Source organism: Micromonospora sp. M71_S20 (assembly GCF_003664255.1).
GTDB lineage: Bacteria > Actinomycetota > Actinomycetes > Mycobacteriales > Micromonosporaceae > Micromonospora.
Genome location: NZ_RCCV01000001.1, coordinates 3,383,923 through 3,407,011, shown reverse-complemented (window position 1 = coordinate 3,407,011; position 23,089 = coordinate 3,383,923). Strand labels below are relative to the sequence as shown.

General features: G+C 75.0%; 17 protein-coding genes. 10 read left to right on the top strand and 7 right to left on the bottom strand.

Annotated elements, in window-relative coordinates; genetic code table 11:
• Positions 1–56: 56 nt before the first annotated feature.
• The 7 genes from DER29_RS14565 to DER29_RS14535 all read left to right on the top strand — a co-directional run bounded on the left by DER29_RS14565 (position 57) and on the right by DER29_RS14535 (position 10,312).
• On the top strand, positions 57–1,295 hold the full coding sequence (locus DER29_RS14565; RefSeq protein ID WP_121397827.1) for a CdaR family transcriptional regulator: 1,239 nt from the start codon (positions 57–59) through the stop codon (positions 1,293–1,295).
• A 249-nt stretch (positions 1,296–1,544) separates the two neighbouring features.
• Positions 1,545–2,939 carry a hypothetical protein gene (locus tag DER29_RS14560; protein ID WP_121397826.1) on the top strand — a complete coding sequence of 465 codons (1,395 nt, stop codon included), beginning with the start codon at positions 1,545–1,547 and terminating at the stop codon, positions 2,937–2,939.
• Positions 2,936–4,018: a transporter substrate-binding domain-containing protein gene (locus tag DER29_RS14555; protein ID WP_121397825.1), complete on the top strand. Its 1,083-nt coding sequence runs from the start codon at positions 2,936–2,938 to the stop codon at positions 4,016–4,018. The genes DER29_RS14560 and DER29_RS14555 overlap by 4 nt, the downstream gene beginning before the upstream one ends.
• 14 nt (positions 4,019–4,032) lie before the next feature.
• Entirely contained in the window at positions 4,033–4,902 is an 870-nt protein-coding gene (locus DER29_RS14550) for a hypothetical protein (RefSeq protein ID WP_148710053.1), read from the top strand.
• Positions 4,899–7,082 (top strand): serine/threonine-protein kinase, encoded by a 2,184-nt coding sequence (locus DER29_RS14545; RefSeq protein ID WP_121397823.1) that lies wholly within the window; start codon positions 4,899–4,901, stop codon positions 7,080–7,082. The genes DER29_RS14550 and DER29_RS14545 overlap by 4 nt, the downstream gene beginning before the upstream one ends.
• A gap of 35 nt (positions 7,083–7,117) precedes the next feature.
• Positions 7,118–8,569 carry a VWA domain-containing protein gene (locus tag DER29_RS14540; RefSeq protein ID WP_148710052.1) on the top strand — a complete coding sequence of 484 codons (1,452 nt, stop codon included), beginning with the start codon at positions 7,118–7,120 and terminating at the stop codon, positions 8,567–8,569.
• Positions 8,570–8,575: 6 nt separating this feature from the next.
• A complete protein-coding gene (locus tag DER29_RS14535) occupies positions 8,576–10,312 on the top strand; it encodes a hypothetical protein (RefSeq protein WP_121397821.1) in 1,737 nt (578 codons plus the stop codon).
• Between the two features lie 41 nt (positions 10,313–10,353).
• On the opposite strand, the gene DER29_RS14530 is transcribed toward DER29_RS14535, so the two are convergent.
• From DER29_RS14530 to DER29_RS14510, 5 genes are all read right to left on the bottom strand, one after another.
• A complete protein-coding gene (locus DER29_RS14530; protein WP_121397820.1) occupies positions 10,354–10,734 on the bottom strand; it encodes a glyoxalase/bleomycin resistance/extradiol dioxygenase family protein in 381 nt (126 codons plus the stop codon).
• Positions 10,735–10,755: 21 nt separating this feature from the next.
• The gene (locus DER29_RS14525; protein ID WP_121397819.1) at positions 10,756–11,001 is read right to left on the bottom strand and encodes a DUF5988 family protein; all 246 of its coding nucleotides are present in this window, start codon (positions 10,999–11,001) and stop codon (positions 10,756–10,758) included.
• Positions 11,002–11,253: 252 nt separating this feature from the next.
• Complete coding sequence (locus DER29_RS14520; RefSeq protein WP_121397818.1) at positions 11,254–11,991, bottom strand: ABC transporter permease; 738 nt, start codon at positions 11,989–11,991, stop codon at positions 11,254–11,256.
• A complete protein-coding gene (locus DER29_RS14515; protein ID WP_121397817.1) occupies positions 11,988–12,929 on the bottom strand; it encodes an ABC transporter ATP-binding protein in 942 nt (313 codons plus the stop codon). Before DER29_RS14515 ends, DER29_RS14520 begins: the two co-directional genes overlap by 4 nt.
• A gap of 276 nt (positions 12,930–13,205) precedes the next feature.
• Entirely contained in the window at positions 13,206–13,880 is a 675-nt protein-coding gene (locus DER29_RS14510; RefSeq protein ID WP_121399219.1) for an HAD-IA family hydrolase, read from the bottom strand.
• Between the two features lie 227 nt (positions 13,881–14,107).
• On the opposite strand from DER29_RS14510, the gene DER29_RS14505 reads away from it, so the two are divergent.
• A complete protein-coding gene (locus DER29_RS14505; protein WP_121397816.1) occupies positions 14,108–15,517 on the top strand; it encodes an acyl-CoA synthetase in 1,410 nt (469 codons plus the stop codon).
• Here the strand turns inward: DER29_RS14505 and DER29_RS14500 are convergent.
• On the bottom strand, positions 15,514–16,176 hold the full coding sequence (locus tag DER29_RS14500; protein ID WP_121397815.1) for a 4'-phosphopantetheinyl transferase: 663 nt from the start codon (positions 16,174–16,176) through the stop codon (positions 15,514–15,516). The two genes, DER29_RS14505 and DER29_RS14500, sit on opposite strands and share 4 nt — an antisense overlap.
• 173 nt (positions 16,177–16,349) lie before the next feature.
• Here DER29_RS14500 and DER29_RS14495 point away from each other — a divergent pair, with 173 nt between their 5' ends.
• Positions 16,350–16,820 (top strand): cold-shock protein, encoded by a 471-nt coding sequence (locus tag DER29_RS14495; protein ID WP_121397814.1) that lies wholly within the window; start codon positions 16,350–16,352, stop codon positions 16,818–16,820.
• 45 nt (positions 16,821–16,865) lie between these two features.
• Here the strand turns inward: DER29_RS14495 and DER29_RS14490 are convergent, their stop codons facing one another.
• Complete coding sequence (locus DER29_RS14490) at positions 16,866–18,245, bottom strand: AMP-binding protein (protein WP_121397813.1); 1,380 nt, start codon at positions 18,243–18,245, stop codon at positions 16,866–16,868.
• A gap of 1,380 nt (positions 18,246–19,625) precedes the next feature.
• On the opposite strand from DER29_RS14490, the gene DER29_RS14480 reads away from it, so the two are divergent.
• Entirely contained in the window at positions 19,626–22,472 is a 2,847-nt protein-coding gene (locus DER29_RS14480) for an AAA family ATPase (protein WP_121397811.1), read from the top strand.
• The last annotated feature ends 617 nt before the right edge of the window (positions 22,473–23,089 follow it).

Below are 23,089 nucleotides of genomic sequence, written 5' to 3'. Positions count from 1 at the left end.
AAATCTTGACCTGCGAAGGTGAACCGGACGAGGCTTTTTGTGCGGAGGGAACAAACGTGTCCGAACGCTCCGAGGCCACGCGGCGCGCGGCCCGCCTCGAGTTGGACGCCCGGGTGGCCGGCGCGCTGCACGACCGGCTGCCCCTGCTCGCCGAGCGCACGGTGACCGCCATCACCGCGGAGGTGCCAAGCTACTCCGGCGCCCTGACCGGCCAGATGCGCGAGAAGATCGAGACGGCGGTGCAGATCGCGCTCGGCACTTTCCTCCAGCTCATCGGGCGTACCCAGGGCGGCGACCCGAGCACCCCGCTCGTCGGCGCGCTGGAGGCCGCGTACGCCCTCGGCAGCGGGGAGGCACGCTCCGGCCGGAGCATGGACGCTTTGCTCGCCGCGTACCGCGTCGGCGCCCGGGTCTCCTGGCGGGAGATGTCCACCACCACCGTGCAGGGCGGGTCGTCGGCCGCCACCGTCGCCGAGTTCGCCGAGCTGATGTTCGCGTACATCGACGAGCTCTCCGCCGCCAGCGTGGCCGGTCACGCCGACGAGCTGGCCAGCGCTGGCCGGGCCCGGCGACGCAACCTGGAGCGGCTCACCCAGCGGCTGCTCGCCGGGGAGCCCGAGGAGGCCCTGCTGCGCAGCGCTGAGCGGGCCGACTGGCCGCCGCCGCAGACCCTCACCGTCGTCCTGCTGCCCCGGGCCAACCTCCGCGCGGCGCTCGCGCGGCTGCACCCGCACACCCTGGAGAGCGGCGACGACCTTCCGGCGGGCGGGGCGGGCGAGGACCTGGCGGTGCTGCTGGTGCCCGACACGCACGGCGACCGGCGGCGGCAGCTCGCCCGGGTGCTGCACGGCCGCCGCGCCGTGCTCGGCCCCGCCCGGCCCTGGGCCCTGGTCGCCTCGTCCTACCAGCGGGCGGTCCGGGCCCTGTCGCTCGGCCTGCGCCCGGCCGACGACGGGCCGGCGCTGGACACCGAGGAGCACCTCGCCGAGCTGGTGCTGAGCACCGACCCGGAAGGGCTCGCCGACCTGCGCGCCCGGGTCCTGGCGCCGCTCGCGGCACTGCCGCCCGGCACCGCCGACCGGCTCGCCGAGACCCTGCGCTCCTGGCTGCTGCACCAGGGCCGGCGCGACGACGTGGCCGCCGACCTCTTCGTGCACGCGCAGACCGTCCGCTACCGGATGGGCAAGCTCCGCGAGCTGTACGGCGAGCGCCTGACCGACCCGGCGACCGTCCTCGACCTCACCCTCGCCCTGGCCTTCCCGCCCCGGACCGAGGCCGACGACCCACCGTCCTGACCGGACCGGCCGTCTCCCGCCGTGGCCGGCCGGTGACGCTGAGGTCAGATACCGGACATACGCGTGCCACCCGTGCACCCGGGATGCCACCCTGGTCCTCCCCCGCCCGCGCTCACCCACCCCGGCTGCCGGCCTCCGCCGGAGGCCGCCGGTGTGACCGCCCGGCGGGGCGGACGGGGCCGTCTCCGGTACCGCGACGCCTTCCGCCAGGAGGCCGCCGGAGGGCCCACGGCGAGCGGGAGGACGGGCATGGCGTCGCACACGGGGGACGAGGCCGGGGTCGACCGGCCGGCTCCGGCCAGCCGGCCGACACGCTCCGGTGGCACGGGCCGGCTCCGCGACGCGCTCCGGACGACCCCGGCGCTGATCGTGCTCAGCGGCGCCGTACTGGTCGCCGCGCTGGCCGCCACCGCCGCCGTCGCCGTGCAGTCCCGCGCGTCGGCCACCACGCTGGGCGAGCGGTCCGCGGCGACCGCCGTGGGCACCAGCACGACCGCCCGGCAGATCTACCAGGGCCTCGCCGACGCGGACGTCGCCGCCAGCGCCGTCTTCCTGCTGCCGCCCGCCGAGGACCGGCGGGCCCCGCTGGTGGCCGCCTACGACGCGTCCGTGCACGAGGTGGAACGCACGCTGACCGACTCGATGGGCAACGCCGTCGGCGACCCGGACCGGCTGACCCGGCTGGCGACCATCGCCGCCCGGTTGAAGGTCTACCGCGACGTGGTGTGCGCCGCCCTGCGGGTCGCCGGTCCGCTCTCCACGGCGGCCACGGGCAACCGGCAACCCTGCCCGCCGGCCGGGGCGGCCGAGCAGGCCGGGACGGGCAGTCCGGCGGCCCGCGCGGTGCTCGCCTCGGCCTACGCACGGGAAGCGTCGCACTACATGTCCACCGAGCTGCTCACCGCGGCCCAGGGCCTGTGGAACTACGACACGAGGCTGCTGCTCGACGCCCGCGCCGACGCCCGACGCTGGCTGGCCGCGTCCGTGCTGGTGCCGCTGGCCACCCTCGCCGCCCTGGTGGTGGTGCAGGTGTGGCTGCGCCGGCGGACCCGGCGCCGGCTCAACGCGGGCCTGCTGCTGGCCTCGGTGGGCACCACCGCCGTCCTGGCCATGCTGGTCTCCTCGTGGTGGCACTGGCCGGACGCCGACCGGGGCTTCCCGGAACTGGAACGGGCGATCGACGCGCAGAGCGCCACCCAGCAGCGGCTCGGCGCCCTGCTCGCCGGCCGGGCCGACGTCTACCTGGGGCTCGGCGCGAGCGTCGACCCGGCCGGGCACAAGGCGGACTTCGACGGCCGGGACCTCTGCTTCGACCCGGCCGTCGGGCGGGAACCGCCAAAGGACCGGATCGACTGCACCGCCCTGACGGAGGACGTCTGGCCGGCCCGGCAGATCAAGACGCCCAACGCGTTCCGCGCCGCGGTCGACACCGTGCTCGCCGAGGGATCGGCGGGCCGGGCGTTCGTCGCCGCGGAGGGGCACCTGCTGACCGAACTGACCACCCGCAACGAGGAGGTCTCCCGGATGGTCGCCGACCTGCCCGAGGCGCGCCGCCACCTGGGCGGCCCGGCCGCCTGGGTCACCCTGCTCGCCGCCGCCGGTGTGGTGGCCGGGCTGCGCCAGCGCCACCTGGAGTACCAGTGACCGCGTCCCGGCGGACTCCGAAGCCGACCCGACGCCGGGTCGCGTCGCTCGCGCTCCTGGCGGCGCTGGCCGGGTGCGCCGCGCCCGCGACGCCCGCTCCCGCGCCCCCCGCGCGGCCACCGGGGGTGGCCACGACGCCGACCACCGACGCGACCGGCGGGGTCTGCCCGGTGCGCAGCAGCCTCCCGCCCGACCCGACGCCGCCGCGCCGGATCCTCGACAGGGGCGAACTGGTCGCGGGCGTGGACCCGTCCGACGCCACCATGAGCCACTGGGACGCCAGCACCCAGCGGTTCGAGGGTTTCAACATCGAGCTGATGCTGGCGGTGGCCCGCGCCCTCTGGCCGGCCGACGACCCGCGCAACCGGCTCACCTTCAAGGCGGTGCCGCCCGGTCAGGGCGCCTTCACCATGCTCGACAAGGGTGAGATCGACGTCGTCGCCACGTCGCTGACCGCGTCCTGCGAGCGGGCCCGGCGGGTGCTCTTCTCCAACGACTACCTCGACTCCGGGCAGACGGTGCTGGTCCGCAAGCGCGCCGACGGCACGCCCGAGTTCGCGGGCATGGAACAGCTCGGCGGCCGGCGGGTCTGCGCCGCCACGAACACCACCTCGCTGGCGATGATCGCCGGCTACCGCACCACGGGAGGCCTGCGTCCGGTCCCGGTGCACGCTCCGCACCCGGTCGACTGCCTGGTCATGCTGCGTCAGGGCCAGGTCGACGGGGTCAGCACCGACGACAACATCCTGCTGGGCTTCGCCCGGATGACCCCGGACACGACGCTGGTGACCGAGGCGCCCCGGTCGGAGCGGCGGTCCTGCGCGTACCACCGGGACGAGAACTGCACGTGGTTCACCGACGAGCCGCACGCCTTCGCGTTCCGCCTGACCGACGGCCGGGACCTGGTCGCGTTCGTCAACCACGTGCTGGCGCAGCCGCGTACGGCGGTGGTGTGGCAGCAGGCCCACGACCGGTGGCTCGCCGGCCACCGGGACCGGGGCATGCCGTCGCCGGGGCCGGTCACCACCGTGTGGCCGCCGCCGGACCCCGCGCCGGCCACCCCCCGGCCGGCCGACTGATGGGCGGTGGGCGAATGGCCGTGCGGGAAAGTCTCGACGCCACCCTGGCCGCGCACGCCTGGGTCTGCGAGCACCTGCTCGACGTGCAGCAACTGGTGACGGACGCCTTCCGGCAGCCCGACGGTCCGGCCGCCGCGCCCGCGCAGGAGGCCCGGGAGCTGCTGCACCGGCTCGGCTGCCTGTCGCTGGCCCTCGACCGGCTGGTCGACGACCTCGACGGGATCGACCGGTCGACGGACGCGGGCGAGCAGGCCCTGGCCCGGCTGCTGGCCGACCCGTGCCAGGTCCGGTTCACCGCCGCCACCGGCGAGCCGGTGCAGGTGCAGGCGATGGGTGTCCAGGAGATCCTGGTCGCGGCCCGCGAACACGTGGCCCGGATCCGCCGGATCGTCGACGCGTACGGCCGGGACCGGCTGGCGGTCCGGGCCCAGCGGCTGCGCTCCTCGGTCGAGCGGCTCCGGCAGCTCGCGACGGAGGCCGCCGGCGAGGGGCTGGGCGACGGGACGGATCCCCTGCCGGCGCTCGCGGTCGACGGGTTGCTGGACCGGCTGACCGCCGCCGAGGCGGCGGGCCGTGGCCAGTGGTGGCGGGGGGACGTCCAGCCGGAACGCGACGACGGGTCCCTTCGGGCCGCCGTCGACCGCGCGGTCGAGCGGACCGACACGGCGCGGCGCCGGCTGCGCCGGGGCTGCCACGCGGAGCTGACCGGCCGGCTGGAGGCGTACCGGCAGAAGGCCGCCGACGAGGGCCGGGCCGAGCACCCGCAGGTCGAGCGGGCCTACCGGGAGGCGCTCGCCGCGCTGCGCCCCGACGCCTTCGCCGTGACCGCCGCGAGCCGGGCGGTACGGGCCTACCAGCGAGCCGTGAACGGGGGTACGCGATGACGGCGAGCCGCGGCTGCGCGGAACGCAACTGCCCCGGCACCGTCGACCAGGACGGGTTCTGTCGACTGTGGGGGCACGAGTGCGTCGGGGCCGGTGCGGGTGCCGAGCCCGGCGCCGTCGGTGGGCCGGTCCGGCTCGCGGAGGCCGACCCACGGCCGCTGCGGACGACGTCCCGGCCGTGGGAGCGACCGGCCGTGCTGCCGACCGCGCGACCCCACGACCCCCTGACGGCGGTGGTGTCGCAGCCGGTCGTGCCCGAGCACTCCCGCTACTGCGGCAACACCAGGTGCCCCCGCCACCGCGGTCCCCGGCTGCCCCGGGTCGCCGGCTTCTGCCCCGACTGCGGCACCCGGTACTCCTTCACCCCGCCCCTGGCCGACGGCGACCTGCGCGCCGGGCGCTACCGGATCGAGGGCTGCCTGGGCAACGGCGGGGTCGGCTGGGTGTTCCTCGCCCGGGACGAGGACATGGACGGCGCCTGGCGGGTGCTGAAGGGGCAGCGCAACCCGGAGGACCGGGAGGCCATCGCGGCGTTCGTCGCCGAACGGCAGGCGCTGATCGCGCTGAACCACCCGAGGATCGTCACCATCACCCACGCGCTGCGGCCCGAGTCCGACCGGGACGCCGGCTACCTGGTGATGGAGTACGTCAACGGCGGCACCCTGGAGGAGGCCCGCAGCGCGGCCGGCCCGGGCGGCGGGTCCTGCGCCGTGGACGCGGCGCAGGCGCTGGGCTACGCCGTGCAGATCCTCGACGCCTTCGAGTACCTGCACGACCAGGGCTGGCTGTACTGCGACCTGAAGCCCGAGAACGTGATGCGGGTCGGCGGCCAGGGCGCCAACGACCCGATCAAGCTGGTCGACTTCGGCGCGGCCCGCCGGATCGACAACACGGTGAGCCCGGCGTGGGGCACCGTGGGCTACACCGCGCCGGAGGTGGAGCGGCTGGGACCCGCCGGTCCGAGCGTGCGGTCGGACCTCTACACCGTCGGCCGGACGCTGGCCGCGCTGACCCTGGTGCCCCGTTCCACCGAGGTGACCCGGATCCCGCCGGGGCAGGACGTGCTGCGGCTGCCCGTGCCCGCGCGGCTCGACCCGTTCCTGCGGCTGCTCGCCCGCGCCACCGCCGCCGAGCCGGAGGACCGGTTCGCCTCGGCGGCCGAGATGCGCGAACAGGTCCGGGGGGTACGACGGCAGGTCAGCTCGGCGACCGACGGGGTGCCCCGGCCGACCCGGTCCACCCTGTTCAGCCCGTCCGCGTGCGCCTTTGCTCTGCACACCGACCGCGACGCCCTGGACGTTGTGGAGATCATGCTCGGCCTGCCTGTGCCCCTGGTCGACGGCGCCGACCCGGCCGCCGGGTTCCTCGCTTCGCTCGGCTCCGCCGACCCGGCCGAGCTCATCGAGCTGTTGCGGACCGCCCCGGAACGAACCGCCCAGGTGACCTACCGCGCCGTCCGGGCCCACCTCGCCACCGGGCGGGTGGACGAGGCCGGCCCGTTGCTCGCCGACTTCCCCGAGGAGTTGCGGGACTGGGCACTGTGGTGGCACCGCGGCCTGGTGGCCCTGGTGGGGCGGGACGCCGCCACCGCCCGACGCTGGTTCGGGCAGGTCTACGGCTGGCTGCCCGGCGAGGTGTCCACGCGGCTCGCGTACGCGGTGGCCTGCGAACTCGACGGTGACCCGCGCACGGCGGCCGACCACTACCGGGGGGTGTGGGACGCCGACCCGGGCGTGGTGGGCGCGGCGTTCGGGCTGGCCCGCTGCCTGCTGGAGACGGCGGACGCGCGCAGCGCGGCGGACGCCCTGCTGCGGGTGCCGGAGTCCTCCCGCGCCTCGACGGCGGCGGTGACCTGTGCGGTGCGGATCCTGCTCGACGCGCCGGACGACGGGCACCGGCTCGACACGGCGCTCGACGCCGCCGCGATCGTCGACAAGCTGCCCCCGTTCGGCGAACGCGAGGAGGTGGAGGCGCACATCCTGCGGATCGCGCTGGACTGCGACCTGACCGAGGGGCGCCACGGCGGCCGGCGGCTGTTCGGTCACCGGCTCGACGAGGACGCCCTCCGCCGCGCCTTCGAACGCCGCTGCCGCTCCCGCGCCCGGCGCACCGCCGACCGGCGCGAACGGATCGCGCTCGTCGAACTGGCCAACGCGTACCGGCCGGTGACGTGGTGGTGATCCCGGCCGCCGGCCCCGACGGAAAGAGGTCACCCGTGTCCCCCGCCAACGATCTGCCGCTGCGGCTGCGCGTGCACCACACCGAGTGCGTCTCCGCCGACGGGGCGGTCCTCGACGTGGTCGCCACGGTCCGGGGCGAGGAACCCGTCCACGCGGGCGTCCGGCACGACGACCTCGCGGAGGTGATCCTGCTCGACTCCTCGGGCTCGATGGGCGCGCCCCAGGCCAAGATGCGCGCCGCCCGGCAGGCCACCGCCGCGGCCATCGAAGCCCTGCCCGACGGGGTCGCGTTCGCGGTGGTGTCCGGCACCGCCCACGCCACGATGGTCTACCCGGGCGACCGGCGGCTGGCGGTCGCCGACGAGACCACCCGGGCCGCCGCCCGCAACGCGCTGCGGCACGTGGCGCCGCACGGCGGCACCGCCATCGGCACGTGGCTGCTGCTGGCCCGCCACCTGCTGGCCACGCGGCCGGGCGCGATCGGGCACGTCATCCTGCTCACCGACGGGCGCAACGAGTCCCAGCGCCCCGCCGACCTGCGGGCGGCGGTGGACGACTGCGTGGGCCGCTTCACCGTCGACTGCCGCGCCATCGGCTCCGCCGACGGCGTGCACGACTGGGACGCGGCGGAACTGCTCGGCATCGCGGAGGCGTTGGGCGCCAACCCCGTCGTGCCGGTCGAGGACCTCACCGGGCTCGCCGACGACTTCCGGGCGGTGCTGACCCGCGCGATGTCCCGGCGGATCCCCGACGTCCGGCTCCGGGTGCGCACGACCGGGCTGGCCCGGGTCCGCTTCGTCAAGCAGGTGCACCCGGCGCTGGCCGACCTGAGCGGGCGCGGCGAGCCGGCCGGCGAGCTGGGCACCGACTACCCGGTCGGCGCGTGGAGCCCGCACGACCAGCGGGACTACCACGTCGCCCTGGAGGTCGACGCGATGGTGCCCGGGGCCCGGCGGCGCATCGGCTGGTTGAGCGTCCATGCGGGGGCGGACACCACGCCGGTGGAGGCGCCGCTCGACGTGGAGTGGACCGAGGACGCCCTGCGGTACTCGGAGATCAACGAGAGCGTCGCGTACTACACCCGCCAGCAGGACTACGCGGCGGCGGTCCAGCGAGGGCTGGCGGCCGCCCGGGCGGGTCGGGTCGCCGAGGCGGAGGAGCACCTCGGGCGCGCGGTGGCGCTCGCCCACGCCTCGGGCCGCGACGACGACGTCGCCCTGCTCGCCCGCGTCGTGGACGTCCTGGACGCCGCCGGCGGCCGGGTCCGGCTCAAGCCCGACGTCGACGCCCGACTCACGCAGTCCTCCCTGGTCGTGGCCCACCACACGTCCCGGTGGGGGCCGCAGGAGCCGCCGGCGCAGCGGGACAAGCCGGCCGGACCGTCCGCGCCGTGGCGGCACTGCGGCGAGGAGCAGAGCGGCGCGTACTGCGAGGGATGCGGCGCCCACCACCTGTCGGCGAACCAGCCGGGCGCGGGCCGGTCCTGACCGTCGATGGACCTTGACGTCTCGGACATGGTCGCCAGTGTCGTCGGCGGCTCGGTGACGCTCGTCACCGCGATCGTCACCGCGACCGTCGCCGTCCGCCGCCACACCCGGGGCCGGCGCGACTGGTGGACCTCGTTGCGCCCGGTCTGGCGCGGCGCGGCGGACGCCGGCATCGTGCACCCGCACCGCTTCGGCGGCTACGTCAAACCGCTGTCCGAGGTGTACGTGCCGCGCCGCGCGGTGCCGCGACTCGCCCCGTCCGGCGACGGCGTCGACGTGGCGGACCTGCTCACCGGCACCGGCAACGTGCTGCTGATCGGGGAGCCGGGCAGCGGGAAGACGGCGCTCGTCCGCTACGAGAGCGCCCGGTCGGCGCGGCGGTGGCTCGCCGGGCGCGGCCGACGCCGGCGCTCCCCGCCCGGTCCGGTGCTGGTGAGCCTGCCGGCCACCGCCCTGGTGCACCAGCCGCTGCCCGCGGCGCTCGCCGAGGCGTACCCGCGGGAGGGCGTCCCGCTCGACGTCGAGCAGGCCCCCGCCCCCGGCCGACGGTGGCTGGTCTGCGTCGACGCGCTCGACGCCGTCGCCGACCCGGACGAGCGGGCCGTCGTCCTCAACCGCCTCGCGGAGCTGGCCCGCTCCCCCGGCCCGTCCGGCCCGCCGAGGCCCTGGCGGGTCCTGGTGACCACGCGGCACCTGGCGGAGGACGAGCTGGCCGTGCTGGGCGACGGCTATCCGGCGTACCACCTGGCGCACTTCACCGACGCGGACGTGGCGCTGCTGGCGGCCCGCTGGTTCCCCGACGGCGCCACGGCCCGCAGGTTCCTGGACTGGACCCACGCCCAGCGCATCACCGAGCCGGTGCACAATCCGCTCACCGCCACCGTCGCGGTGCTGGTCTGGGAGGGCGGGCAGGCGGAGGCGGCCACGCGGCCCGGCCCGGCCGCCCTGCTCGACGAGTTCGTCCGCGCCCTGCTGCGCGGCGGCCGGACCAGCCTCGACGCCGCCTGCGCGGCGCTGCGGCGCAGCCCGCCCGAGGGCACGGCCGTCGCCGCCTGGCTGGACACCCGGCACACCGACCTCGTCGAGGTGGCGGCGACCGCCGCCGTCGCCGGGCGCGACCCGGTGGCGGCGGTCGTCGACTGGTCGGCGGCCCACGCCCCGGCTCCCCCGGCGGCGGTGCTGCCCGACTGGCCCGCGCACGTACGGCAGATCCTGCTCGCCACCGACCTCTTCCGGGCCGACCGCCACGCCCTGGCGTCGGTCTGGCCCAGCCTGGTGGAGTACCTGGCCGCCGGGCCGCTCGCCCGCGACTGGCGGCCGGACGAGTGGGTGACGCTGATGAACACCGGCTCGGCGCGGTTCGTCGCGTTGCAGGCGATCAGCCGGGCCGCCGTCACGCCGGCCTTCCTGCGCGCCCGGCTGACCGAGCCGGTCGGGGCGATCGCCGCCGGTCACCTGCTCGCCGGCCGGGGCACGGCCGCCGCCGGCGCGCCGTCGTTCCGGGCGGACGTGCTGGCGGCGCTGCTCACCCACTGGTCCGGCGGTGCGGACGGTCCCGGCGGCCGGGACGCCGCCCGCGAGTGCTTCTCGCTGTTGACGACGCTGGCGGCGGACCGGGCCGACCGGGACCTGCTGCACGAGATTGCCACGGATCCGCGACGACCGGGTGAGGTCCGCCGGGCCGCGGCGCTCTTCTTCGCCCTACGCACCCGCAACGCCCACCGCTCCCGGCCGGCGGAATGACCGCCGGCCCGACTTGAGCGGTGGGCGTTGCGGGCGTTCGCCTACGCCGCCCGCTGCGGGCCGACGACGGCCCAGCACAGGCCGGCGGGATCGCGCAGCGTCACCTGACGCGACGGATCCGCCGGTGTCTCCACGCGGGCACCGGCGGCCACCGCCCGCCGCAGCACCGACTCGGGGTCGGTCCGCTCGATGGTCAACACGTCGTCGCGGCCCTCGGCCGTCGACGGCGTGCCCGCCTCGTACCACTCGCTGACGGTCAGGCGGTGGCCGCCGACGGCCAGTTCCGCGTGCAGTACGCGCCCGTCGAGCAGGCACTCCCGCTCGATCGCGACGGCGTCGAAGACATCCGTGTAGAAGGCGATGGCCTCGTTCGTGTCGCCGACCGTCAGGTGGGGACCCGGCCGGTGGTTCTGTGCCCTCATGTGACTGGTGCCGCCCTTCCCCTACTCGGCGATCCGGGTCCGACCGGTCCAGCGGAAGACCACCGGAAGGTCGACCGCCGGCGGGGTGGCGCCCCGTTCGAAGTGCTCGTACCCGCCGTAGTGCAGGACCTTGATCTTCTCCTCCGCCCGCGCCACCTGGCGGCTGCGCAGGTCGGCCGGCAGATCGACCGGACCGCCCTCCAGGACGGCGTCGATGACGCCGACCGCGTCCCGGGTGACCGGATCAGCTTGCGAAACGTCCTTCATGGCACGACCTCCGTCGCATTCCGCACACCTCGGACGAGCCGCCGCACGGCGGCGGACGCGTCCACAGGCCTGACGACACCCGTTGCCGGGTGAACGGACGCTTCACGGTCGAACGTCCTTGTCCGGTGACCGGCCGCCCGTTCTACTCTGAACGTAATTCAGATCACATTTGGCGGACACCCTTAGGACACCCCTAGGAACGGCCCTGGGCAGCCACGACATCCCTCGCACCGACCACCGGAGTGCGGAGGATCACTCCCAGCGGAAGAACCGGGTGGCCGCTGCGGAACCGACCACGGCCGTCACCGCCAGGGCGATCAGCTGCGGCAGCTCCGGATTTGCGCCCGCCCACGCCGCACCGAGCGTGTCCACCGTGGCACCCAGCGGCGAGTAGTCGGCGATGGCGGCCAGCGCGCTCGGCATCCGGTCGCGGGGCAGCCACGCACCCGCCAGGAAGAGCAGCGGGAAGAACAGCGCGGGGCCGATCGACTGCGCCGCCCTGGCGGACGGCGCCAGCGCCGCGATCAGCAGACCGACGGCGAAGAGGCACGCCACCCCGAGAAGGAAGGCCAGCACGAACCCGGGAACGTTGGCCGGCGCCGGCTGGTCCAGCAGGAACCGTACGGCGATCGCGGTGACCACCGCCCCGAGGACGCCCATCACCAGGTTGACCACCACCTGGGCCACCAGCAGGAGGCCGGGCTGCACCGGGGTGGTCGCCAGGCGGCGCAGCACCCGGCGTTCCCGGTAGATGCCCAGCGCCATCGGCAGGGTGAAGAGCGCGAGCATGCCGATGGTGAGGGCCAGCGCCAGGGACGGCAGGAAGGTCTGCTCGGCGTGCTGGCCGGTGTCGGCGGCGGTGCCGGCGCGCTGCGGCAGCCCGAAGACGAGCATCAGGCCGATCGGCAGGGCGAAGACGAAGAACAACGACACCGGCTCCCGGAGGAACAGCTTCGTCTCGACGGCGATCAGCTTGGACAGGGCGCTCACGACGACCTCCCGTCGGTCGGGGACTGCGCGGCGGTCCGGCCCGAACGGCCGGTGAGGGAGACGAACGCGTCGTCGAGGGTGGGCTGCTCGACGCGGAGCGCCGTGTACTCGATCCCGCGCCCGTTGAGCACGGACATGACCGACTGGAGCACGTCCTTCGTGCCGGTCACCGTCACCTCGTCGCCGTGGCGGGACACCCCCGTCACGTCGGGCGCCGCGAGCAGCAGGGCGTCCTCGACCGGCTCGGCGGGACGGAAGTGCACCCGGTGCTCGCTGCCGACCCGGGTGAGCAGGCCGGCGGGGCTGTCGATGGCCACCACCCGCCCCTTGTCGATGATCGCGAGCCGGTCGCAGAGGCGTTGCGCCTCCTCCATGAAGTGGGTGACCAGCACGACGGTGACGCCCCGGTCGCGGATCCGCTCGACCAGGTCCCAGGTGTCCCGGCGACCCTGCGGGTCGAGGCCGGTGGTCAGCTCGTCGAGGATGGCGACCTCCGGCCTGCCGACCAGTGCCAGCGCCACCGACAACCGCTGCTTCTGCCCGCCGGAGAGCTTCTGGAAGTAGGTGTTGCGCTGCTCGGCCAGGCCGAGGTCGGTCAGCAGCTCGTCGATGTCGGCGCGGTTGCGGTAGAAGGACCGGTACAGGTCCAGCGCCTCCCATACCCGCACCTTGTCCGGCAGCTGGCTCTCCTGGAGCTGGGCGCCGACGCGCTGCCGTACCTCGGTGCGGTCGCGGATCGGGTCGAGCCCGAGCACCCGGATGGTGCCGCCGTCGGCACGACGCAACCCCTGCACGCACTCGACCGTGGTGGTCTTGCCGGCCCCGTTCGGGCCGAGCACGCCGAAGATCTCGCCCTGTTCCACGGTGAAGGAGACGTCGTCGACCGCGATCTTCTCGCCGTACCGTTTCTGCAGATGATCGACTTCGATGACCGGCATGGGGGGTGGTCCTCCTTCACGTGCGGGTTGCCGTCGAGAAGGGCGGGACCCCTCGGCTGATCGCGGCGTCGGCTTGCGGGAACGGGCCGGTGCCGGCCGGAGCCAGGCCGACCGACGCCCGACATCATCCGGCCAACCGATGCGTCGATCAACTGATCAGCTGACAAATCGGGGGTATCGAACCGGGAATCGGCCCGGGACAGGGGTGCCTACCGCGAACACGGCGCGGGGCAGGGGTGCCGACCGGTCACCGCAGGTGTCCGTCCAACGTGCCGGTCACCGACGGGCCGGGCAGAACGGCAACAGCTCGTCGAGTCGGGTCAGGACGACGTCCGGGCCGGCGGCACGCAGGGTCTCCTCGTCGGACTCGCCCCACAGCGCGGCCACCGCCAGCACCCCCGCCGCCCGCGCGCTGGCCAGGTCGCTGGGCGCGTCGCCGACCATCAGCGCCTCACCGGGGCGAGCCCCGAGCAGCCGCAGCGCCCGCCGCACGATGTCCGGAGCGGGCTTCGGCCGGCGCACCTCGTCCGAGCCCACCACGTGGTCGACCAGCGGCAGCAGATCGAGCCGGCCGAGCAGGTCGCGGGCGCGGACTCCGCTGCGGCCGGTGGCGACGGCCAGCCCGACCCCCCGCTCGCGCAGGGTGCGGAGGAGCTCCGGCACCCCGTCGACGGGAGTGACCCGGTGCGCGAGGCGGTTGCTCTCCCGCACGAACGGTCCGGCCAGCGCCGCCGGCAGGCCCATCAGCTCCAGCACCTCCGGCAGGTACCGGCCCGGGTGGCGGCAGTACTCCTCGACCGGGGCGACGCCGTCGCCGACCACCTCGGCGTACGCGAGGGCGAACGCCTCCCTGGCCACGGCGAGGCTGTCGACCAGCACCCCGTCGAGGTCGAGCACCACGGCCCGGACACCGCCCGGTACCGCCGTCCACGCCGCCGCCTCCGCGACCACCGGCGCCACCTCCCGTCCGACCCGCCCGCGCCCGTCCGTAGGGGTGGCCGGCCCCCGGGAGCCCCGACTACGGTCAGGACGTCGTTCCGGGCCCGCCGGCGCGGCGCGCGACCGCTTCGGATCCGCCGCGCCCACCGACCCTACCGGCGTTCCGGGTGCCCACCGTCGGGCGCCGGCGCGCCCGGCCGGGCCGGCCCGGGTCCGAGCCGCTGGAGAGGGGTCGCACCATGCCGCTGCTGAGCTGGCTCGCGAGAGGCACCGACGAGCGTCCGGACGCGATCCGGGTCGACGACCGGGCGGTGTCCTGGGTGGAGCTGCGCCGCCTGGCCGCCGCGGTGGCCGACGAGCTGCGCGGCGTCGACCGGGTGGCGATCGAGGCCACCGCCACCCTGGAGACGGTGGTCGGGGTGGTCGGCGCGCTGACCGCCGGAGCGGCGGTCGTCCCGGTCCCGCCGGACGCCGGGCCGATGGAGCGCGACCACATCCTGCGCGACTCGGGGTCGACGGCGCTGCTGGTCCCGGCCGGCGCGGAGCACACCGCCGCGGGCGCGGGCCGGGCCGTCGTGCCCGTCGACCTGACCCGGCGCTCGGACACCGTCCACCCCGAGCCGGACCCGGCCCGTACGGCGGTGATCCTCTACACCAGCGGCACCACCGGCGCCCCGAAGGGCGCCGTGATCTCCCGCCGTGCGGTCGCCGCCTGCCTGGACGGCCTCGCCGACGCCTGGGCGTGGACGCCGGACGACCTGCTGGTGCACGGCCTGCCGCTGTTCCACGTGCACGGGCTGGTGCTCGGCGTGCTCGGGCCGCTGCGGCTGGGCAGCCGGCTGCACCACGTGGGCCGGCCGCGACCCGAGCGCTACGCCGCCGCCAACGGCTCGATGTACTTCGGCGTGCCGACCGTGTGGTCCCGGATCGCCGCCGACCCGGACGCGGCACGGGCGCTGCGGCCGGCGCGGCTGCTCGTCTCGGGCAGCGCGGCGCTGCCGGCGGCGGTCTTCGCGGACCTCGCCACCCTCACCGGCCACCGACCCGTCGAGCGGTACGGGATGACCGAGACCCTGATCACGGTGAGTGCCCGGGCGGACGGCCCGCGCCGGCCGGGCACCGTCGGGCTGCCGCTGCCCGGGGTGCGTACGCGGCTGGCCGACGAGAACGGCGCCACGCTCCCCGCCGACGGCGCGGCGATGGGCGAGCTCCAGGTCGACGGCCCCACCCTGTTCGACGGGTACCTGAACCGACCGGATGCCGACGCGGCGAGCCGCACCCCGGACGGCTGGTTCCGCACCGGGGACGTCGCCACCGTCGACCCGGACGGCTGGCACCGGATCGTCGGCCGGGCGTCCACCGACCTGATCAAGAGCGGTGGCTACCGGATCGGCGCGGGCGAGGTGGAGGACGCCCTGCTGGCGCACCCGGGGGTCCGCGAGGCAGCCGTGGTGGGCACCCCGCACCCCGACCTCGGCCAGCAGGTCACCGCGTACGTGGTGGGCGACGGGGTGGACGGTGCCGAGCTGATCGACTTCGTGGCCCGGCACCTGTCGGCGCACAAGCGGCCCCGCGAGGTACGCCTGGTCGACGCGCTGCCCCGCAACGCCCTCGGCAAGGTGCAGAAGACCAGGCTGACGGCGGACTAGGGCTGGACGGCCGGGATGCTGATCGCGGTGGCCACCAGTCCCCGGTCGACCAGGAACCTGCCGGCGAAGGCCGTCACCGGGGTCCCGCCGAGGACCGGCCCGGGCACCAGCAGCCGGGCCTCGAAGGTGCCGGCCGGATCGATCACGATGTCCGCCTCGGAGAAGTCCAGCCACCGGCCGGTGAGCGGGAACCACGCCTTGTACACCGCCTCCTTCGCGCTGAACAGCAGGCGGTCCCAGCAGACGGCGGGGCGGGCCGCGCCCAGCGTGGCGGTGCGCTCCCGCTCGACCGGCAGGGCGATCGCGTCGAGCACCCCGTCGGGCAGCGGCGCGTGCGGCTCGGCGTCCACGCCGAGGGTGGCGAAGGCGGTCGTACGGCCGAGGACCGCCGCCCGGTAGCCGTCGCAGTGCGTCATGCTGCCGACCACCCCGGCCGGCCAGACCGGGGCGCCGCGGGCGCCGGAGACGATCGGCGCCGGCGCGAGGCCCAGCTCGCCGAGGGCGGTGCGGGCGCAGTGCCGCACGGTGGTGAACTCCCGGCGACGCTTCTCCACCGCCCGGGCCACCAGCGCCTCCTCCTCGGGGAACAGGGTCAGGCCGGCGGGGTCCGTGAAGGCCTCGGCCACCGCCACGGCGGGAGGCAGGATCTGCTCGATCACGTCCGCCGATGCTAGGCGCTGTGGCAACCCTCGCCGCCCCCGCACCGGCGGTACCGTGCACCATAGGGGTCGGGTACGGGTGCCGGGCCGCGCGGGCGGCTGCCAGTCTGGGGGCGGGCCCCGGTCCCACGGGCGGGGTACGCGGATCTTGGTCGGATGGATGCGGGAAAGCGATGCTCACTGGCAGGGTGGTGCGGTTCGACGAGGTGCGGGGCTACGGGTTCATCGCCCCGGACGACGGCAGCGACGACGTGTTCGTGCACGCGAACATGCTGGACGGCGACAAGTGGGCGCTGACGCCCGGTGTCCCGGTGGAGTACGAGGCGGTGGGGACCGATCGTGGCCCCAAGGCCGTGCTGGTGCGGGTGGTCGGCGCTGCCGCGGGAGCGGAGCGGACCGGCGCGGCCGGCACCGCGGGGCCCTCCCGGGCCGCCGGGTCGCTCGCCGGCGGGCGCAGCAGGGACAGCGGGCAGGGCGCGGAGGACGACGAGGGCCTGTGCGACGTGCTCTCCGAGCGGGCCTTCTGCACGGAGACCACCGAGGCGCTGGTGACCTCCGTGTCGGACCTGACCGGGGCGCAGATCGTGGCGGTGCGCGCCCGGATGCTGGACCTGGCGCGGCGGCACGGCTGGGTGGAGGGCTGAGCGCGGGGCGGAGGCCGACCGGGCCCCGCCCACGGCCGGGTCGGCTCAACCGGCGGCGATCAGCAGGGACTTCCTGATCCGGCCGAGCGGGCTGCGCGGCAGCTCGTCGACGAAGTGCACCCGCCGGGGCCGTTGACCCGCCGAGAGGTACCGGCCGACGTGGTCGATGACCATCTGCGCGGTCAACCCCTCGGCGACGACGTACGCGGTGACCTGCTCGCCGAGCGCGTCGTGCGGTGTGCCGACGACGGCGGCCTCCCGGACCCCGGGATGGCTCAGCAACGCCTCCTCGATCTGCCCGGCGTGCATCCGCCGGCCCCGGCTGTGCACCACGTCGAGCCCGCGCCGCCCGATGATCCGGTACGAGCCGTCGGCGGCCACGGTGGCCAGGTCGCCGGTGGCGTGCCAGTGACCGGTGGCAGAGCCCCGCCCGCCCCCGACGTAGCCGCTGAACAGCGTCGGCCCGCAGATGCTCAACTCGCCGACCGACTCGCCGTCGGCCGGCACCGGTCGGGCCTCGCGGTCCAGCACCCGGGTCTCCACCCCCGGCAGGGGGGTGCCGACGGCACCGGCGGCCGTGGGGTCGCCGGCCCGCCCGGTCAGCGCGATGAGCGTCTCGGTGGTGCCGTACGCCTGGACCGGCGTGTGCGAGGTGAGCAGCCGGAGACGTTCGGCCACGGCGCAGGCCAGTGGGGCGTCCGCGGAGACCAGGATCCGCGCCGCCGACAGCGACCGGGCCCACCTGGCGTTCAACGCGATCTTCGCCCACTGTTCGGGCAACCCCAGGTACATGGTGCCGACCGGTCCGGCGGCGGCGTTCCGGTCGAGGTGGACGAATCGGCTGCCGACCCGCAGCGCGCCGAGCAGGCCGACGATGAGGCCGTACGCTCGGAACAGCGGCGCGCCCTGGACCACGACGTCCTCCTCGCTCCACCGCCACGCGTCGGCCAGCAGGTCGAGGTCGGCGGCGATGGCGCGGCGCGAGATGCGCACCCCGCGCGGCGGCCCGCCGGCGCCCCCGGTGTAGAGGATGACGGCGTCGGTGCCCGGTGCGGGCTCGGGATGCGGGGTCGAGGAGCGCTGGCGCAGGTCGACCGGGACGGTGGGGAGCCCGTGGGTGTCGGACCGGCTATCGCCGAGGAGCACCGTCGCCCCGGACTGCCTCAGGATGCGGCCCCGTTCGCACTCGTCGGCGTCGGGGGGCAGCGGTACGAGCGGGACGCCCGCGTGGACGGCGCCGAGCATTCCGACCACCGTCTCCAGGGTCGGCGTGCCGTCAACCGCGACCGCGACCGCGCCCCTGATCCGGTCGGCGACCGCGGTGACGCAGCCGAGCAGGGCCTCGCTGGAGAGCGTGCCGCCGGCCACCGTGACCGCATCGGCCCGGTCCGCGCCGAATCCCCGCAGCGCCGGCAGCAGTGTCATCTGCGCTATCCCCTGCGGAGGGCGGCAACGAGTCGCGGCGGCAGGTGGGACATCACGACGGCCACAGAACCCTTCAGGTCATGGGGCACGCGTGGCCCCATATCCGGCTATCCCGATGTTGGAAACGGGTGCCCCGAAATTAGGCCGGGCTATCGGCCCGGCACAACCCCTAGCCGCCCGGCCCGGGGCCCCCTGCGAGGCCGACAGGCCAGGTAGGACAGGATCTCGTCCGGTTTTCGGCGACGGCAGGCCCGGCCGCCCTTTCCCGTGGCCGACACTATGGATGGACGACGAGCCGTCGGGAGTGGCAGACATTGGAGTCGACTTTTGACGCAAAATCGTCGGCCGGCGCGAGCGAATCGTAGATGCATTGATGCCGGTCACCATTGTCCGATCGCATTTCGTCGGTCACTTGACGCCGCCAACGTCCGACCACAGATCCCTGGGCACATAATTCTTTTTTAACAACATAATCGGCGATTTTCCCAAAGGTCCGAATCAGTGGCGCGCCGGCGGCGGGCGCCGAGTCCCGATCCCCGGCCCCGACCCGGCGGCCCGCAGTCGCACTCGGGCCGACAATGTTGCACGCCGCAACAATCGGGAACCTTTAACAATTGTCGAGCCGCCCGCCCGGGACCGGAGCGACTCCCTGCCGGTCCGGCCCGACAGGCGGGACGCGTCGGCGCCCCCGCGCCGGGCCGAGCCGCGCACATGGCCGCCGGACCGGCCGTTGACCATGTTGACACTGAGTTGAGCAGCGCTTACGCGGGATGACCTTCGAGGCTTCCGGCGCACCCCGCAGCGGGACGGCCCCGGAACGCCGCCGACGGAGGCGGCCCCGCCGCCGACGGGTCAATGGCCGGAGCCCCGTCGCGGCGACGACGCGGAAGCGCACCGGACACCTAGCACGCAAGAACTCGTCCGCCAATCGCCGAGCGGGTCGGAAAGGCGTGACCAATGGGGCCGCAACGGCATGCTGTCACGTTACGGGACCGCCCGGCGACTTTCCGCTGTCAACCGCGCACCGAAGGGCCCAGTCGGGCGGCGGGACACAGAACCGATGTTTGCCCATCCTTTACAAACCTCGGCTTGCCGCCCAATTGCCGAACTGCCATACTCCCACCATCACGGTGGTCGATAGGGGAGACCGGCCCGGAGGCCTGGGGAATATCGCCGACACTGATGGGAGCGCGACCGGAGTCACCCAGCAGGTCAAGTCGGTCGATGGTTCACAGGCCATGCTCGACGGTCGTCTATATTTGCTAATAATGGAATGGGTCAAGAATTGCCGGTCTCCGATTTCGTCGAGCTCCAGGGGCGCGCAGGGCGGGCGGCCCCTCCGGTGACCGCGGGCCGCACGTTCCTCCGGGGGCCGTGTCGATGGAGCTGACCGAGCGGTCGTGCCTGCTCAGCATGCTGGAACGCCGGCTGACGGACCTGTCCCGGAGCGACGCCTCCCCGACCAACCGGACCGTGACCGTGCTGACCGGTCCGGTCGGCTCCGGCAAGACCACGCTGTTGCAGACCTTCGCCCGGCGGGCCTGCGACTCCGGGGCGCGTGTCCTCGGCGCGAGCGCCTCCCGCGCCGAACGCACCGTCCCGCTGGAGGTCGTCCGGCAACTCGTCCGGGCGGCGCCGTTGAGTGGGGCCGGCAATCCCGACATCTGGGCCCGCCTCGGGCGGCTGCTGGACGCGGGCGCCCTCACCTGGGCCGACGCCGACGACACGGACCAGGAGGACACCGCCCTGGCCACCGCCGCGATCGGTGCGGCCCTGCTGGAGATGACCGCGCAGGGGCCGCTGGTCATCGCGGTCGACGACGTCCACCACGCCGACGTGCCGTCGCTGCGTTGCCTCGACTACGTGGCCCGCCGGATCTCCAATCTACCCGTGCTGATCATCCTGACGGAGGCGCCGCGCACCCGGCCGTGGCGGCCCGACGTACACGCCGAGCTGCTGCAACCCACGAGGCTCCAGCGCATCCGCCTGCCGCTGCTCACCGCCGAGGGGACGTTCCAACTGCTCGCCCAGCGACTCGGCGTTCCGGTCGCCCGGAGCATCGCCGAGGAGAGCCACCGGATCAGCGGCGGCAACCCGCTGCTGGTGCAGGCGCTTGCCGAGGATCAGGCGGCCGCGCCCCGGCCCACCGACCGCCCGGTGGTCGGGGAGTCGTTCCGGGAAGCCGTGCTGAGCTGCCTGTACCGCTGCGACCACCTGGTGCTCGACGCCGCCCGGGTACTGGCCGTGACCGGCGAGCCGCTGCACGGCAACCTGCTGCCCCACCTCGTGGACGCACGGTCACGGACCGCGCTCGGCGCGATCGACGACTCGACCAGCGCGGGGCTGATCACCGAGCAGGGGTTGCGCCATCCGGCGGTGAGCCAGGCCGTGATCGACGGAATGACGGCCGAGGAACGCGCACGGCTGCACCTGGAGGCGGCCTGCCTGCTGCACGACGACGGCGCGGTCCCGGCGCGGATCGCGCCGCACCTGGTCGGGATCGACGAGCTGGCCGAGCCCTGGATGGCGCAGACCCTGCTGGACGCCGGCGAGCAGGCGTTGGGCGACGGCGAGGTGGAGACCGCGCTGCGATACCTGCGCCGCGCGCACCGGGGCTGCGCCGGCGAATGCCTGCGGGCGCGGATCCGGTCCGCGCTGGCCCGCGCCGAGTGGCGCCTCGACCCGCAGGCCGCGATCCCCCATCTGGTCGACGTCGTCACCGCCATCCGCGCCGGGCACCTCGGCAGCCAGCAGGCCGCCGGTCCCATCCACTACCTGCTCTGGCACGGTGAGATCGACAAGGCCGTCGAGCTGGTCAACCACCTGAGCGAAGGGGCGGACACGAGGTCCGCCGCCGAACTGCTCGTCACCACGGCCTGGATGTCGACCCTCTACCCCGGTGTGATGGTCGACCGCCCGGCGCCCACCGTGGCCGCCCGGGACCCGCTCACGCTGGCCAAGGTCAAGCGCGGCATCGAGGGCGCCACCCTGCTCTCCGCCGTACTCGACCGTGGTGACGCCGGCGCGGTCGAGCAGGCCGAGCGGGCGCTGTCGACCACCGGGCTGGACGACGAGCCGAACATGTGGACCGCCGTCTGCGCCCTCATCGCCATGATCTACGCCGACCGGCTGGACCTGGCCGACGACTGGTGCGACCGGCTGAACCGCAACCCGGCCACCCCCCGCTACCCCACCCCGTCGGCGACGCTCGCGGCCCTGCGGGCAGCCGTCGCCGGACGGCTCGGCGATCTGCCCCGGGCGGAGAAGCTGGCCGACGAGGCGCTGAACCAGCTCTCGCCGAAGGGCTGGGGGGTGGTGATCGGCATACCGCTCGCCGTCCGGGTACGGGCCCTCACCTTCATGGACCAGCTCGACGCGGCGGCGGCCTCCCTCCAGGTGCCGGTGCCCCCGGCGATGTTCGAGACCCCGATCGGGCTGCACTACCTGCAGGCCCGCGGGATGCACGCCCTCGCCGCCGGGAGCCCGGAGGCCGCACTGGCCGACTTCCAGCTCTGCGGGCAGCTGATGAACCGTTGGCGGCTGGACTTCTCGGGCCTCGTCCCGTGGCGGACCGAGTCGGCGCGGGCGTTGCTCCGGATGGGCCGCCGCCAGCAGGCCGGCAGGTTGGTCCGCGACGAGCTGGCCCGGCTGCGTCCCGTCCACGTCCGGTACCGGGCCGCCGCCCTGCGGGTCCTGGCCGCCACGGAGGACGGGCCGGACCGCATCCCGCACCTGCGCAGCGCTGTCCGACTGCTGCGGCAGTGCGGTGACCGGATGGAGCTGGCGCACAACCTGGCCGACCTCGGTCAGGCCTACCAGCAGGTCGGCGACAGGCGGCAGGCCCGCGCCGCGGCGCGGTCGGCCCGGATGCTCGCCGAGGAGTGCGGGATCCCGATGCTGCGGCCCGGCCTCTCCACCGCCAGGAGCGGCGCCGCCGGGAGTGCCGGCGCGACGGTCGTCGTCCAGGGGCTGACCGACGCGGAGTGCAGTGTGGCCACCCTCGCCGCCCAGGGTCACACCAACCGCGAGATCGCCGAGAAGCTCTTCCTGACGGTCAGTGCGATCGAGCAGCGGCTGACCCGGATCTACCGGAAGCTGGACGTCAACTCGCGCAGCGAACTGGCCGCCCGACTGCGCATGAACCGACCCGGCGCGACGGTCCTGGACCCACCGCCGCGCGCTCTGGACGACCCGGGCCACCGGCCTTCCGGGCCCCGGCAGCGCTGACCGCCGGACCTCGGCGGCGCTGACCGCCGCCGCTCGACCACCGCCCCGGCCGTCACGGCCGCGGGTCACGCGGCGGTGCTCTGCGCTGTCCACCCTCGGCTCACGCCACCGCCGATCGTTGGCCGGCCGTTCACCCCGGCTTCCGCGGATCGTCGCCGGCAGTCGACTGCGAACTGCGCCGTCACCTCCGCCGACCGGCGCCGGCCGTTCACCCCGCCTTCCGCCGATCGTCGCCGGCCGTTCACTGGGGACTCCGCCCGCGCCGACCGTCGCCCGGTGTCCGCGCCCCACCACGGTCCGTGCAAGCGGGCGTGCGTCGCGACGCCCGATGTGACACCATCAAGCCGCACGCCCGACACCAGCCACTCATCGCGTGGCCATCTCCCCTGCCGGGTCGATGTCGACACCCCTCACTGCGCTCCGCGCAACCCCTAAATGCGTTTCAGGGCCGCAGGTTTGTGCGCGAAACGATGGGGTCTCGCGCCCGTTGTCGCACACCCGCGCCGGTGCCAGACTCCCCTCAGCACGCGGACCGTACGGCGAGAACCCCCGGTCCGCGAAAGATTTCCAGGTCCACCCGGCACGGCGGCCCGGTGCGCTCCACCCCTACCCGGAAG